This window comes from Burkholderia sp. APQ4-4ca (genome assembly GCF_057837105.1).
Window position 1 is genome coordinate 15,388 of the sequence record NZ_JBYQCG010000100.1, and the last position, 14,694, is coordinate 30,081.

The 14,694-nt window shown below is 68.4% G+C and carries 12 protein-coding genes and 1 pseudogene; 8 read left to right on the top strand and 5 right to left on the bottom strand.

Going from position 1 to position 14,694, the window contains the following annotated elements; translation table 11 throughout:
- The first annotated feature begins 1 nt into the window (after window position 1).
- Window positions 2-748, top strand: a complete 747-nt coding sequence (locus AC3IFE_RS11940) for a glucose 1-dehydrogenase (protein WP_489190661.1) — start codon at window positions 2-4, stop codon at window positions 746-748.
- A gap of 47 nt (window positions 749-795) precedes the next feature.
- Here AC3IFE_RS11940 and AC3IFE_RS11945 read toward each other — a convergent pair whose 3' ends face one another.
- The 5 genes from AC3IFE_RS11945 to AC3IFE_RS11965 all read right to left on the bottom strand — a co-directional run bounded on the left by AC3IFE_RS11945 (window position 796) and on the right by AC3IFE_RS11965 (window position 7,172).
- Window positions 796-1,290, bottom strand: a complete 495-nt coding sequence (locus AC3IFE_RS11945) for a heme-degrading domain-containing protein (RefSeq protein WP_489190662.1) — start codon at window positions 1,288-1,290, stop codon at window positions 796-798.
- A gap of 130 nt (window positions 1,291-1,420) precedes the next feature.
- Complete coding sequence (iolB, locus tag AC3IFE_RS11950; RefSeq protein WP_089467237.1) at window positions 1,421-2,239, bottom strand: 5-deoxy-glucuronate isomerase; 819 nt, start codon at window positions 2,237-2,239, stop codon at window positions 1,421-1,423.
- A 56-nt stretch (window positions 2,240-2,295) separates the two neighbouring features.
- On the bottom strand, window positions 2,296-3,225 hold the full coding sequence (gene iolE, locus AC3IFE_RS11955; protein WP_489190663.1) for a myo-inosose-2 dehydratase: 930 nt from the start codon (window positions 3,223-3,225) through the stop codon (window positions 2,296-2,298).
- 61 nt (window positions 3,226-3,286) lie between these two features.
- Window positions 3,287-5,170 (bottom strand): 3D-(3,5/4)-trihydroxycyclohexane-1,2-dione acylhydrolase (decyclizing), encoded by a 1,884-nt coding sequence (gene iolD, locus AC3IFE_RS11960; RefSeq protein ID WP_489190664.1) that lies wholly within the window; start codon window positions 5,168-5,170, stop codon window positions 3,287-3,289.
- 46 nt (window positions 5,171-5,216) lie between these two features.
- Entirely contained in the window at window positions 5,217-7,172 is a 1,956-nt protein-coding gene (locus tag AC3IFE_RS11965) for a bifunctional 5-dehydro-2-deoxygluconokinase/5-dehydro-2-deoxyphosphogluconate aldolase (RefSeq protein ID WP_489190665.1), read from the bottom strand.
- A 317-nt stretch (window positions 7,173-7,489) separates the two neighbouring features.
- On the opposite strand from AC3IFE_RS11965, the gene AC3IFE_RS11970 reads away from it, so the two are divergent.
- The 7 genes and pseudogenes from AC3IFE_RS11970 (at window position 7,490) to AC3IFE_RS12000 (ending at window position 14,522) form a co-directional block, all read left to right on the top strand.
- Window positions 7,490-8,416, top strand: a complete 927-nt coding sequence (locus AC3IFE_RS11970) for a sugar ABC transporter substrate-binding protein (protein WP_301738879.1) — start codon at window positions 7,490-7,492, stop codon at window positions 8,414-8,416.
- Window positions 8,417-8,484: 68 nt separating this feature from the next.
- Window positions 8,485-10,059, top strand: coding sequence for a sugar ABC transporter ATP-binding protein (locus tag AC3IFE_RS11975; protein WP_489190666.1), 1,575 nt, complete (start codon window positions 8,485-8,487; stop codon window positions 10,057-10,059).
- Window positions 10,060-10,086: 27 nt separating this feature from the next.
- The gene (locus AC3IFE_RS11980) at window positions 10,087-11,112 is read left to right on the top strand and encodes an ABC transporter permease (RefSeq protein WP_126360995.1); all 1,026 of its coding nucleotides are present in this window, start codon (window positions 10,087-10,089) and stop codon (window positions 11,110-11,112) included.
- Window positions 11,113-11,172: 60 nt separating this feature from the next.
- Window positions 11,173-11,277: pseudogene (locus AC3IFE_RS11985) on the top strand (sugar phosphate isomerase/epimerase); the annotation flags it as partial.
- A 66-nt stretch (window positions 11,278-11,343) separates the two neighbouring features.
- Window positions 11,344-12,357 (top strand): bifunctional inositol 2-dehydrogenase/D-chiro-inositol 1-dehydrogenase, encoded by a 1,014-nt coding sequence (iolG, locus tag AC3IFE_RS11990; protein WP_489190667.1) that lies wholly within the window; start codon window positions 11,344-11,346, stop codon window positions 12,355-12,357.
- A 36-nt stretch (window positions 12,358-12,393) separates the two neighbouring features.
- Window positions 12,394-13,353: a TIM barrel protein gene (locus AC3IFE_RS11995; protein ID WP_489190668.1), complete on the top strand. Its 960-nt coding sequence runs from the start codon at window positions 12,394-12,396 to the stop codon at window positions 13,351-13,353.
- Window positions 13,350-14,522, top strand: coding sequence for a Gfo/Idh/MocA family protein (locus tag AC3IFE_RS12000; RefSeq protein ID WP_489190669.1), 1,173 nt, complete (start codon window positions 13,350-13,352; stop codon window positions 14,520-14,522). Before AC3IFE_RS11995 ends, AC3IFE_RS12000 begins: the two co-directional genes overlap by 4 nt.
- Window positions 14,523-14,694: the final 172 nt, after the last annotated feature.

The window sequence follows — 14,694 nt, forward strand, 5'->3', positions numbered from 1 at the left end:
CATGAGCAAGCTGGCAGGCAAGGTCGCGATCGTCACGGGCGCATCGAAGGGCATCGGCGCGGGCATCGCGAAGGCACTGGCCGAAGCAGGCGCGGCGGTCGTCGTCAACTACGCGAGCAGCAAGGCGGGCGCGGATGCGGTCGTGAGCGCGATCACCGAAGCGGGCGGTCGCGCGGTCGCGGTCGGCGGCGACGTGTCGAAGGCCGCCGATGCGCAGCGCATCGTCGATACCGCGATCGACACGTACGGCCGTCTCGACGTGCTCGTCAACAACTCCGGCGTGTACGAATTCGCGCCGATCGAAGCGATCACCGAGGAACACTACCGCCGGCAGTTCGACACGAACGTGTTCGGCGTGCTGCTGACCACGCAGGCGGCGGTCAAGCATCTCGGCGAAGGCGCGAGCATCATCAACATCAGCTCGGTCGTGACCAGCATCACGCCGCCGGCCAGCGCCGTGTACAGCGGCACGAAGGGCGCGGTCGACGCGATCACCGGCGTGCTCGCGCTCGAACTCGGCCCGCGCAAGATCCGCGTGAACGCGATCAACCCGGGGATGGTCGTGACCGAAGGCACGCACACCGCGGGCATCATCGGTTCCGATATGGACGCACAGGTGCGTAGCCAGACGCCGCTCGGCCGGCTCGGCGAGCCGAACGACATCGCGTCGGTCGCCGTGTTCCTCGCATCGGACGACGCACGCTGGCTGACCGGCGAGCGCCTCGTCGCGAGCGGCGGGCTGCGCTGAGCATCCGCGCAGGCCACGCGAACGGTGCGTGTGCGCCGTTCGCGCCGCTACGCGCTCATCGCCAGCGCATGCGCGCCGACGTGCCACCGCAGGCATTCGACGACGAGCGCGTGATTGGCTTCGGAGCCGAGCCCCGCGATCGTCATCGCGCCGACGATGCCAGCGCCGGCGAGCCGCAACGGCACGCCGCCGCCGTCGAGCGCGTAGTCGTCGTCCGACAGGCCGTGCGAGCGCAGCGACCAGCCGGCACGGCGAAAGCACGCGCCGACCGCGAGCGAACTCTGGCCGAAACGCAGCACCGTGTTCTGTCGGCGGCGGATCGTGTCGCCGTCATGCGCGCCGCTGCCGTCGAGTGCGCAGTAGAACAGCGGCGCCTGCCCGCCGACGAGGCTGACCGCGATCGGCAGCCCGCGGCGCGACGCGAGGTTGATCGCGATTTCGCCGATGCGGCGCGCGACGGCTGCATTGAAGTGCGACAGCGCCGGGTTCGACGCATCGTCGTCGAAGGCGGGGAATTCGAGGCGAAAGGGGGGCGTCACCATGGCGGCTCCGTAGCGTGGCCGGCGCGGTACGCGCATGCCGGGCGTCGCATCGTCACGGGCCGCGCGCAGGCCCGTCTTCCATTCAGTGCTTCGGCGTTTCAGCACGTCGGTGTTTCAGTCTGTCGGCGTTTCAGCGTTTCGGCGCCGCATCGAGCATCCACTCGTGCGCGGGATCGTTCTTGAACGCCCACGCGCGGCTTGGGCCCGCCATCACGTTCAGGTAGTACAGGTTGTAGCCGTGAGGCGCAACGACCGGGTGATAGCCGCGCGGCACCATCACGACGTCGTGGTTCTCGACCGCGCAGGCCTCGTCGAGGCTGCGGTCGTCGGTGTACACGCGCTGGAATGCGAAGCCCTGCGGCGGATCGATCCGGTGGTAATAGGTTTCCTCGAGCGACGTTTCGTCGGGCGCCGCGTCGCGGTCGTGCTTGTGCGGCGGATAGCTGCTCGAATGGCTGGCCGGCGTGACGACTTCGACGACGAGCAGCCGGTCGGCCGCCGGGTTGTCGCCCATCAGGATGTCGCACACGTAGCGCGTGTTGGTGCCTTGCCCGCGCACCGAGCGGCGCATCCGCTCGCCGTCGAGACGCTGCACGCGCTTGTCGCCGCTCGCGTACGGCGCGGTGCACAGCGCGACTTCCGCATCGCGCGTCGCCACCAGCGTGACGGTCTTGCCGCCTGGTACGTACAGTGCGTCCGGCGACACGTCGTCGAACACGCTGTCGCGCTTGCCGAGCGCATCGTAGGTTTCGCCGTCGACTTCGGCGCGCACCGTGCCCGTCAGCACGACCACGCACAATTCGCGGGTGCCGGTGTCGAGCGTTTCGGTATCACCGGCCGTCAGGCGCAGCGCACGAAAGCCGACGTGTTTCCAGCCGGCCGATTCGGGCGTGACGTTGCAGATTTCGCGGTCGGCGGATGCCTTGACCAGCAGGGGGGAAATCGTCATGAAATGGGTCTCCGCAATAGGGTAGGGCTCGGGCGCTCCGGCGCTGGCGTGCGAACTCACGCGCTCAACCGGTCGACGATCGCGCGCAGCGACTCGTAGCCTTTCTTCGCATACGCATAGCTCGGTGCGACGGCCGGGTCCTGCTCGGCCTCGACGACGAGCCAGCCTTCGTAGCCGGCGTCCTTCAGCGTGCGCAGCGTCGCGTCGTAGTCGAGCGCGCCGTCGCCGGGCACCGTGAAGGTGCCGTTGATCACGCCGTTCAGGAAGCTCCAGCCGTCGTTGCGCGCCCGGTTGACGACCTGCGGCCGCACGTCCTTGCAATGCACGTGCGCGACGCGCGACACGTGCTTCTTCAGCAGCGCCACCGGGTCGGCCGCGCCGCCGAAATACGCGTGGCCGGTGTCGAACAGCAGGAACACCTTTGCCGGATCGGTCAGCGCCATCAGCCGGTCGACGTCGTCCGGCGACTCGACGTACGCGCCCATGTGGTGATGGTAGGCAAGCTTGATGCCGTACGTGTCGAGCAGGTGCGCGCCGAACGCGTCGAGGCGCGCCGCATAGCGCCGCCACGCGGCGTCGTCGACGAAACGCGGCCGCTTCGCGACCGGCATGTCGATGTTGCCCTGGATCGTGCCCGCGCATTCGCCGTACACGACGACCTTCACGTCGTTGTACTGCAGCTTCGTCATGTGCGCGCGGCAGCGCTCGATTTCCGCCGCGACGGCATCGGCGTCGGTCATGCCCGGCGCGAGCTCCGCGAGGAAGCCCGAATACCAGCCCGACACGCACACGAGCCCGAATTCGGCGAGCTTCGCCTTCAGTTCGGGGCCCGTCTTCGGAAACTTGTTGCCGAGCTCGAAGCCCGCATAGCCGATTTTGGCGCCTTCCTTCAGCGCCGTTTCGAGCGGCGTCTCGCCGCCGAGCGACGGCAGGTCGTCGTTCATCCACGACAGGGGATTGATACCGATGCGGACGTTCCAGCTCATGACGTGTTTCCTGGGTTCGAATGGGGTTGTCTCGGCGCGGCCGATGGAAAGGGTGGACGGATCAGCGCCGCTGGCGGGTCTTCGCGTCGAGATACGCGCGGTGCGCCGCTTCGACGCCGGCGCGTTCGGACACCTGCGGCACCGCGACTTCCCACCACGCGCCGCCGTCGTCGGTCGTGCGCCGGTGCGTGGTGTCGATCACGAGCACCTGGCTCGTCGTCGCCGCACGCGCGCGCTTCATTTCGTGGCGCAATTCGCCGACGTCGCGCACGTGCACGGCGTCGGCGCCCATCGCGCGTGCGTGCATCGCGAAGTCGATCGTCGAGCGTTCGCCGCCTTCGGGCACGCAGTCGTCGAGCATGTTGTTGAAGCTCGCGCCGCCGCAATTGAGTTGCAGCCGCTCGATGCAGCCGTAGCCGCGGTTGTCGAGGATCACGACGATGAGCTTGCGGCCGAGCATCACGGACGTCGCGAGTTCCGCGTTGAGCATCATGTACGAGCCGTCGCCGACGATCACGATCACTTCGCGCTCGGGCCGCGCGAGCTTCGCGCCGAGGCCGCCCGCGACCTCGTAGCCCATGCACGAGTACGCATAGTCCATGTGGTAGTTGCCCGGCACGCCGCTGCGCCACAGCTTGTGCAGCTCGGCCGGCAGCGTGCCGGCCGCGCAGACGACCAGATCGTCGCGCGCGCTGTCGCGCCCCGCGTCGGCCGCGGAGTCGCGCACCGCGCCGATCACTTCCGCGTCGTACGGCAGCGTGTCCTTCGGAATCCGGGTGGTCAGGTCCGTCACGCGCGTGTTCCAGGCGGCGGCCTGGTCGCGGTTCGCGGCGGTCCACGCCGGGTCGGCGCGCCAGCCGGCCAGCCCGGCCGACAGCTGGCCGAGGCCCGTGCGCGCATCGGCCACCAGTTGCCGGCCGCGCTTCTTGCCCGCGTCGAACGGCTGCACGTTCAGGCTCAGCAGCGTCGCGTCGCCGTAGAGCGCATGCGAGCCGGTCGTGAAATCCTGCAGCCGCGTGCCGACCGCGAACACGACGTCGGCCTGCGCGGCCGCGCGGTTCGCGGCGGGCGAGCCCGTCACGCCGATCGAGCCGAGGTTCAGCGGGTGGTCCCACGCGAGGCTGCCCTTGCCGGCCTGCGATTCGGCGACCGGCACGCCGTGCGTGTCGGCGAACGTGCGCAGCGCGTCCCACGCCTGGCTGTACAGCACGCCGCCGCCCGCGACGATCAGCGGCTTCTTCGCGGCCTTCAGCACGTCGAGCGCATCGGCGAGTTCGAGCGCGTCGGCCGGCGAGCGGCGCATCCGGATCACCGGCGGCGCGAAGAAATCCTCGGGCCAGTCGTACGCGAAGGTCTGCACGTCCTGCGGCAGCGCGAGGCACACGGGCCCGCACTGCGCGGGATCGGTCATCACCTGGATCGCGCGCGGCAGCGCGACGAGCAGTTGCTCCGGCGACGTGATGCGGTCGAAGTAGCGCGTCACGGGCCGGAAGCAGTCGTTCGCGCTGACGTCGCCCTGTTCGAAATCCTCGACCTGCTGCAGCACCGGGTCGGGCAGCCGCGACACGAACACGTCGCCAGGCAGCAACAGCAGCGGCAAGCGGCCGACGTGCGCGAGCGCGGCGGAGGTGAGCATGTTGGTCGCGCCCGGGCCGATGCTCGACGTCGCGGCCATCATCCGCTGGCGGAAATGCGCTTTCGCGAACGCGACGGCCGCGTTGGCCATCCCTTGCTCGTTGTGCGCGCGAAACGTCGGCAGCCGGTCCTTCTCCGCGTGCAGCGCCTCGCCGAGCCCGGCCACGTTGCCGTGGCCGAAGATCGCGAACACGCCGCCGCAGTACGGCAGGATCTCGGTGCGGCCGTCCGGCTGGACGACTTCGGCGCGCAGGGCGGCCAGGTAGCGCACGAGCGCCTGGCTGACGGTCAGTCTTACGGTGGTGGTCATCGTCGGTCGATAGAGAGAAGTCGGGTGGTCGTCACGAACACGGGCATCAGGCCGCGGCGGCGCGCGCGGCGGCCCGGCGGCCCAGCCACGCGTCGACCAGTTGCGCGAAGTTGCCGGCCACTTCGTCGATCAGCGCCTGATCGTCGATCCGGCCCGCGAACCAGTTCAGCGACGCATCGGCCCACAGCGTGCGCCCGACCATGAAGCCCTTGACGATCGGGTCGGTCGCCGAGCGAAAGCTGTCGACCAGGTATTGCAGCGGCTGGTTCAGGCCGAGGATCACCGCGCCGCGGCAGTACGGATCGCGCTCGGCGATCAGCGCGGCGAGCCGCGCCCAGCCGTCGGCGCTCAGCGGCGTGAGCTTCCACCATTCGGGCTTCATGCCGAGGTTGTAGAAGCGCGCGACCGTGCGCAGCACCGCGTCGTCCTCGGTGCCGGCCGGCGTCACCGCGCGCGGCGGAATCATTTCCAGCAGTAGCTCGTTGCCGCTCGCGCGCGTCGCTTCCCACAGCTCCAGCACGCGCTGCTCCTGCTCGACGCGCAGGTCGACGGGGTCGTCGGGGTGATAGTGAACGAGGCACTTCACGACCTGTTCGGTCGGCCAGTGCGTGAGCGACGAGCCGACCGAGCGCGTGTCGTCGAAGCGCAGCGGCCGCGAGCCCGGCAGCTCGACCGGGCGGCCGACCCACCAGCCGCGCCCGGTGGCCGACGCGAGCGCGTCGCTGCCGTACGCGCCGCCGTCGATCAGCACGCCGACGTGGCCGGCGATGCCGCGATCGCGCTCGACCTGTTCGACCGCGCGCACGAGCAGGCGCTTCAGCGTCTTGATCCGCGCTTCGTCCGCGCCGGCCTGCACCGCGAGCTCGTAGAACTGGCTGCGATGGTCGAACGCCATCACGCAGAGATCGTCCCATTCGCGGCGCGGCACCGTCACGCGATGCAGGTGCGCGAGCGTGCGATCGGCGTCGACCTGCGGATTGCGACTGCCGTCGAACCAGTGCGCGAGTTCGGCCGGAGTTGGCATCGCGGCCGAGCACGCGTGGCGCGACACGACGATCGCGCCGCACGCGTTCGCGATGCGCGTCGATTCGGCCCAGTCGCGCCCGCGCAGCAGCCCGGACAGCAGCCCCGACAGGAACGCGTCGCCCGCGCCGAGCACGTTGAGCACTTCGACGCGCTCGCCGAGAAAGGTCGGCGCCTCGTCGATGCGCGCGGGAACGTCGCCTTCGATCACGCAGCAGCCGAGCGCGCCGCGCTTGACGACCAGCGTCGCGTTCGTGATCGCGCGCACCGCCTGCAACGACCCGATCAAATCATGCGGCACGCCGCCCGCGATCAGGAATTCCTCCTCGGTGCCGACCAGCAGGTCGAATTCGCCGAGCACCTGCTGCAGTTGCCGCGTCACCTGCGCGTCGGGCACGTAGCGGTTTTCGCCGGCGCCGCGCGCGGTGAGCCCCCACAGCACCGGCCGGTAGTCGATGTCGAGAATCCGCACGGCGCCGTGGCGGCGCGCATAACCGAGCGCGGTCAGCGACGCCTCGCGCGTGCCCGGCGTCGACAGGTGCGTGCCGGTGATCGCCAGCGCGCGGCAACCGGCGATGAAGTCCTCGCTGATCTCGTCGGCGCGCACGGCCATGTCCGCGCAGTTCTCGCGCACGAACAGCAGCGGAAACGTATCGCGATCCTTCAGCCCGAGCAGTACCAGCGCGGTGAGACGCTCGCGGTCGGTCTGCAGCTGGCTCGTGTCGCAGCCTTCGCGCTCGAGCGTCTCGCGCAGGAAGCGGCCCATCTGCTCGTCGCCGACGCGCGAAATCATCGCGGTCTTCAGCCCGAGCCGCGCGACGCCGAACGCGACGTTGCCCGACGAGCCGCCGAGATACATCTGGAAGCTGCGCGCGTCCTCGAGGCGGCTGCCGTACTGCTGCGCATAGAGATCCACGGCCACGCGGCCGAGGCAGGCGAGATCGATGGGGCGGTCACTCGGAAAGTTCAGCAGGCTCATATCACGTGTCACGCTCGCGGCCGGCGTTCGGCGCTGCCGGCAGATTAGGGGATCGATCCGGTGGCGGCTGTCCGCGGCATGCGCCGCACGACGCGACGCTGCCTGCCGCCGGGATTCGGGCTACGGAACGGAGTCTAGACTTTTTGGAAATCCAGTTCCCTAGGTGAAATCACGTAGAAATAAATTTCCAAATTTTCGAGGAAGTGATCTACAGTTTCATCCGGATGCTTCAGTCCGGATCGGCCCCGATCGGACTCGGCCCGGCGGCGCGCAACGCGCCGTCTTCCGCCCCCCGGAGATGAGGAGACAGATTGATCATGAAGACCAAGCTGATGGCTGTCGCGGCCGCCGCGATCCTGGCTGCGCCGCTCGCGCATGCCGAGAAGATCGGCGTGACGATGGCATCGTTCGACGACACGTTCCTGACCATCCTGCGCAACAGCATCGCCGATTCGGCGAAGAAGGACGGCGCGACGGTGCAGATCGAGGACGGCGGCAATGACGTCGGCAAGCAGTTGAGCCAGGTCCAGAACATGATCGCGCAGAAGGTCGACGCGATCATCGTGAACGCGGTCGATACCGACGCGACGCCGAAGATCACGAAGATGGTGACGGCGGCGAAGATCCCGCTCGTCTACGTGAACCGCAAGCCGGTCGATTTCGACAAGCTGCCGGCCGGCGTCGCGGTCGTCGCGTCCGACGAGAAGCAGTCGGGCACGCTGCAGGCGCGCCAGGTGTGCAAGCTGCTCGGCGGCAAGGGCGACCTGCTCGTGCTGATGGGCGAGCTGTCCAACGAATCGGCGCGCGCCCGCACCAAGGACATCGAGGACGTGATCGCGACGAAGGAATGCTCGGGCATGAAGATCGTCGACAAGCGCGAAGGCAAGTGGAGCCGCACGCAGGGCCAGGACATCACGATGAACTGGCTGAGCTCCGGGACCAAGTTCGACGCGATCGTGTCGAACAACGACGAGATGGCGATCGGCGCGATCAATGCGCTGAAGGCCGCGCGCAAGCTGACGCCGAAGACCGTCGTCGCCGGCATCGACGCGACGCCGGACGGGCTCGCGGCGATGAAGGCCGGCGAGCTGAAGGTATCGGTCTACCAGAACGCGACCGGGCAGGGCGCGCAGGCGGTGGCCGCGGCGCTCAAGCTCGCGAGGAAGCAGCCGGTCGATCGCTACGTGAACGTGCCGTTCGAACTCGTGACGCCGGAGAACATGAACCAGTACGCGAAGCACTGACCGGTTTTTCCGCTGAACTGCGCGGGCCCGGCGCGGCCGGGTTCGCGCGCGATTTTCGAGGAACGTCCATGTTTACAGCCAGGATCGCGCGCTCGATGGCCAGCGAAAGCGCGCCGGCCGCGTCGTCCGCCGCGCCGGGTTCGTCCGGTGCGCCCATGGCCGACTGCGTGCTCGAAGTGCGCGGCGTCGGCAAGTCCTTTCCCGGCGTCGTCGCGCTCGACGGCGTGCAGTTCCGCGTGCGCCGCGGCACCGTGCATGCGCTGATGGGCGAGAACGGCGCCGGCAAGTCCACGCTGATGAAGATCATCGCGGGCGTCTACACGCCCGACCAGGGCGAAATCCTGATCAACGGCGAACCGGTCGTGCTGAACGGCCCGCTCGATGCGCTCGACCGCGGGATCGCGATGATCCATCAGGAGCTCAACCTGATGCCGTACATGACGGTCGCGGAGAACATCTGGATCCGCCGCGAACCGAAGAACCGCTTCGGCCTGATCGATCACGCCGAGTTGCGCCGCCGTACGGCCGCGCTGTTCGAGCGGCTGTCGATCGACATCGATCCGGAAACCGACGTGCGCACGCTGACCGTCGCGAGCCGCCAGATGGTCGAGATCGCGAAGGCCGTGTCGTTCGACTCGGACGTGCTGATCATGGACGAGCCGACCTCCGCGCTGACCGACAAGGAAGTCACGCACCTGTTCCGGATCATTCGCCAGCTGCGCGAGCAGGGCAAGGGCATCGTCTACATCACGCACAAGATGAACGAGCTGTTCGAGATCGCCGACGAGTTCTCGGTGTTCCGCGACGGCAAGTACATCGGCACGCATGCGTCGAGCGACGTCACGCGCGACGACATCATCCGCATGATGGTCGGGCGCGAGATCACGCAGATGTTCCCGAAGGAAGCGGTGCCGATCGGCGACGTCGTGCTGTCGGTGAAGGATCTGTGCGTCGACGGCGTGTTCCGCGACGTGAGCTTCGAGCTGCGCGCGGGCGAGATCCTCGGCGTCGCGGGCCTCGTCGGCTCGGGGCGCTCGAACGTCGCGGAGGCGCTGTTCGGCGTCGTGCCGGCCACGTCGGGCGAGATCCGCATCGACGGCAAGCCGGTGCGCATCGCGACGCCCGCGCAGGCGATGAAGCACGGGATGGCGTTCCTCACCGAGGACCGCAAGGATTCCGGTTGCTTCCTGAATCTCGACCTGCTCGCGAACATGGAAGCGGCGGTGCTCAGCCACCGCTACGTGAAGTTCAATTTCGTGCAGCAGGCGCAGTTGAAGCGCGACTGCGAGGAAATGAGCCGGATGCTGCGCGTGAAGTCGCCCGGGCTGCACGAGGAAATCCAGAACCTGTCGGGCGGCAACCAGCAGAAGGTGCTGATCGGCCGGTGGCTGCTCACGCAGCCGCGCATCCTGATCCTCGACGAACCGACGCGCGGCATCGACGTCGGCGCGAAGGCCGAGATTCACCGGCTCGTCAGCGCGCTCGCCGGCAAGGGCGTCGCGGTACTGATGATCTCGTCCGAAATGCCGGAAGTGCTGGGGATGAGCGATCGCGTGATGGTGATGCACGAAGGGCGCATGACCGGCATCGTCGATCGCAAGGACGCCGACCAGGTCCGCATCATGGATCTCGCGTCGCGCTGAGCCGAAACAAGATTGGAGACAATTGAAATGGGCAACCTGAACCCGGTCGCGGATGCGCAGACCATGACACTCAAGTCGCGGCATGCGAAGTGGCCGCCCGAACTGAGCATCTTCCTCGTGCTGGTCGGCATCAGCCTGTTCTTCGAGATCGTCGGCTGGATCGTCGTCGGCCAGAGCTTCCTGTTCAATGCCGAGCGACTCGAGATCATCGTGCTGCAGATGGCCGTGATCGGCATCATCGCGGTCGGCGTGAACCTCGTGATCATCACCAGCGGGATCGATTTGTCGTCGGGGTCGGTCGTCGCGGCGGCCGCCGTCGTGTCGGCGAGCCTCGCGCAGGTGTCCGACTTCCCGCGCGCGGTGTTTCCGCACCTGACCGACCTGCCGGTCATCTGGCCGGTGCTGGCCGGCGTGTGCGTCGGGCTGCTGGTCGGCCTGCTGAACGGCACGCTGATCGCGCTGACGGGCATCCCGCCGTTCATCGCGACGCTCGGCACGATGGTCGCCGCGCGCGGCTTCGCGAAGTGGTTCACCAACGGGATGCCGGTGTCGATGCTGACCGACCCGTTCGCGGCGATCGGCGCGGGGGCGAATCCGGTGATCATCTTCCTGGTGGTGGCCGCGATCTTCCACGTCGTGCTGCGCTATACGCGCTTCGGCAAGTACACCTATGCGATCGGCGCGAACCGCCACGCGGCCGTCGTGTCGGGCATCAACGTCACGCGGCACCTGATTTTCGTCTACGCGATCGCGGGCCTGTTGAGCGGGATCGCCGGCACTGTGACGGCCGCGCGCGCGATTTCCGGCCAGTCGGGCATGGGCGTGATGTACGAGCTCGATGCGATCGCGGCCGTCGTGATCGGCGGCACGTCGCTGTCGGGCGGCCTCGGCCGCGTGACGGGCACCGTGATCGGCGTGCTGATCCTCGGCGTGATGACGTCGGGCTTCACGTTCATCCGCATCGACGCGTATTACCAGGAGATGGTGAAGGGCGCGATCATCGTCGCGGCCGTGATCGCCGATCAGTACCGCAACAAGAAGTCGCGTCGCTGATCGAGTCCACCGCTGCCGAAACCACCGAACCCCGAAACCACGGAACGAACCGGGAAGAAGATGAAGATCGCGCCGGACCTCTGCATGATTCGCCACCTGCCGCTCGACCGGCTGCCGCACGCGGCGGCCGAGCTCGGCTACGACCCGATCGATCGCACCGCACGCTGACCGATTACCGACCGGCGCGGCATGGGCCGCGCCGCTGATGAACGAACGACTGGAGAGAACTGCATGACCTTGCAAATCGGCGTGATCGGCTGCGGCGCGATCGGCCAGGACCACATTCGCAGACTGACCCGCACGCTGTCCGGCGCGCGCGTCGTGGCCGTCAACGACATCGAGCCGCGGCAGGCGCGCGACGCGGTGTCGAAGTACGGGCTCGACGCCGAGATCTACGGCGACGGCCACGAAGTGGTCGCCGCTGCCGACGTGCAGGCCGTGCTCGTCACGTCGTGGGGGCCGACGCACGAAGCGTTCGTGCTCGACGCGATCGCGCACGGCAAGCCGGTGTTCTGCGAGAAGCCGCTGGCCGTCACGGCCGACGGCTGCATGCGGATCGTCGAAGCCGAAGTCGCGCACGGCAAGCGGCTCGTGCAGGTCGGCTTCATGCGGCCGTACGACGAAGGCTATCGCGCGCTCAAGCGCGTGATCGACAGCGGCCGGATCGGCGCGCCGCTGATGCTGCATTGCGCGCACCGCAACCAGTCGGTCGGCGAGCGCTACACCACCGACATGGCGATCACCGACACGCTGATCCACGAACTCGACGTGCTGCGCTGGCTGCTCGGCGAGGATTACACGAGCGCGCAGGTCGTCTATCCGAAGAAGACGCGCCATGCGAGCACGCATCTCGCCGATCCGCAGATCGTGCTGCTCGAAACCGCGAGCGGCGTGCGCATCGACGTCGAGATCTTCGTGAACTGCCAGTACGGCTACGACATCCAGTGCGAGGTGGTCGGCGAGCAGGGCATCGCGAAGCTGCCCGATCCGCCGGCCGTCGGGCTCAAGCATGCGGCGCGGCAGTCGGTCGAGATCATGACCGACTGGAAGGAGCGCTTCATCGCGTCGTACGACGTCGAGCTGCAGGCGTTCATCGACGGCGTGCGGCAGGGCGCGCTGACCGGGCCGTCCGCGTGGGACGGCTACGCGGCGGCGGTCGCGGCCGACGCGTGCGTGCGCGCACAGCGGAGCGGCGCGGTCGAGCCGATCGCGATGGCCGACCGTCCCGCGTTCTATCGCGGTTGACCCGCGCGTTCGCCGCTTACTTGCCGGATCGACCGAATGACGATGAAGATTGGCTGCGCGCCGTGCTGCTGGGGCGTCGACGACGTGAAGAACCCGCACCTGCCGCCGTGGCGGCACGTGCTCGCCGAGGCCGCGCAGGCCGGCTACTCGGGCATCGAGCTCGGGCCGTACGGCTACCTCCCGCTCGACCTCGACGTGGTGAGCGCCGAGCTCGAGCGCCAGCGCCTGAGCATCACGGCCGGCACGATCTTCGACGACCTCGTGTCGCCGGAGAACCTGCCGAACCTGCTGCGCCAGACGCGCGACATCTGCGCGCTGATCACGCGGTTGCCGAAGCTGCCGACGCAGGACGGCCAGCGCTACGCGGCGCCGTACCTCGTCGTGATCGACTGGGGCCACGAGGCGCGCGACTACGCGGCCGGCCACGGCGATCGCGCGCCGCGGCTGTCCGACGCACGCTGGGCGCGAATGGTCGACCACATCCGGCAGGTCGCGACGATCGCGCGCGACGAATTCGGCGTGCGCGCGGTGATCCATCCGCATGCGGGCGGCCATATCGAATTCGCGGACGAGATCGACCGGATCGTCGCCGATGTTCCGGCCGACACGGCGGGCCTGTGTCTCGACACCGGCCACCTGCATTACTCGGGCATGGACCCGGAAACGTGGCTGCGCCGCCATGCGGAGCGGCTCGACTACGTGCATTTCAAGGACATCGACGCGGCCGTCTACGACGCGGTGATGGGCGAGCACATCGCGTTTTCCGCGGCGTGCGCGCGCGGCGTGATGTGCCCGATCGGCGCCGGCGTGCTCGATTACCCGGCGATCCGCCGCGCGCTCGTCGACGTCGGCTATGCCGGCACCATCACGATCGAACAGGAGCGCGACCCGCGCAACGCCGGCACGAGCCTGCGCGACGTCGCCGCGAGCCGCGCGTTTCTCGCGTCGGCCGGTTTTGCATGCCCCCCTGAACCCGCACCAGGAACACCATCATGATTGACGGACAGATTCTGCTTGGACATTCGATTCGCTGGGGCATGGTCGGCGGCGGGCTCGGCAGCCAGATCGGCTACAGCCACCGGTCGGCCGCGCTGCGCGACGGCAGCTTCCAGCTGGTTGCCGGCGCATTCGACATCGATCCCGAACGCGGCCGCCAGTTCGGCGTGAAGCTCGGCGTCGCGGCCGAGCGCTGCTATCCCGACTACGCGACGATGTTCGACGCCGAGGCGCGGCGCCCGGACGGCATTCGCGCGGTATCGATCGCGACGCCGAACAACACGCACTTCGAGATCTGCCGCGCCGCGCTGAACGCGGGGCTGCACGTGGTCTGCGAGAAGCCGCTGTGCTTCACGACCGAGGAGGCCGAGGCGCTGCAGCGCCTGTCGGTCGAGAAGAACCGGATCGTCGGCGTCGCGTACGGCTATTCTGGACACCAGATGATCGAGCAGGCGCGCGAGATGATCGCGCGCGGCGACCTCGGCGAGATCCGCATCGTGCAGATGCAGTTCGCGCACGGCTTCCACAGCGAGGGCGTCGAGGCCGCGAGCGCGGCCGCGCGCTGGCGCGTCGATCCGAAGTTCGCGGGCCCGAGCTACGTGCTGGGCGATATCGGCACGCATCCGTTGTACATCTCCGAGGTGATGGCGCCGGCGCTGAAGATCCGCCGGCTGATGTGTTCGCGGCAGAGCTTCGTGAAGAGCCGCGCGCCGCTCGAGGACAACGCGTTCACGATCATGGAATACGACACCGGCGCGATCGGCTACGTGTGGTCGAGCGCGGTGAACGCCGGCTCGATGCACGGGCAGAAGGTGCGCGTGATCGGTTCGAGGGCGAGCATCGAATGGTGGGATGAACACCCGAACCAGTTGCGCTACGAAATCCAGGGGCAGCCCGCGCAGGTGCTCGATCGCGGGATGCCGTACCTGCATCCGCACGCCTTGCGCGAAGACCGCATCGGCGCCGGGCATCCGGAAGGGCTGTTCGAAGCATGGTCGAATCTCTACGCGCGCTTCGCGCTCGCGATGGACGCGGCCGATCGCGGCGACGCCGCGGCGGTGAAGGCCATCCGCATTCCGGACGTGCACGCGGGCGTCGAGGGCGTGCGCTGGGTCGAGAATTGCGTGCGTTCCGCCGACGCGGGCAGCGTGTGGGTCGACTATCGTTGAACGGAGGCGGGCCGGCCGCGCCGCGCGTCGGCGCGACGGCCGGCCTCGGTACACATCCTGATCTTTACGCCGCCGCGAGCGCGTTGGACAATCGCTTCCAGTCTTGCCGTGAAGCGTATGCAAGTGATGATCGAGCGCGTGGGAGCGAGCGGGGCGGCGCGGGCCGTGCCGC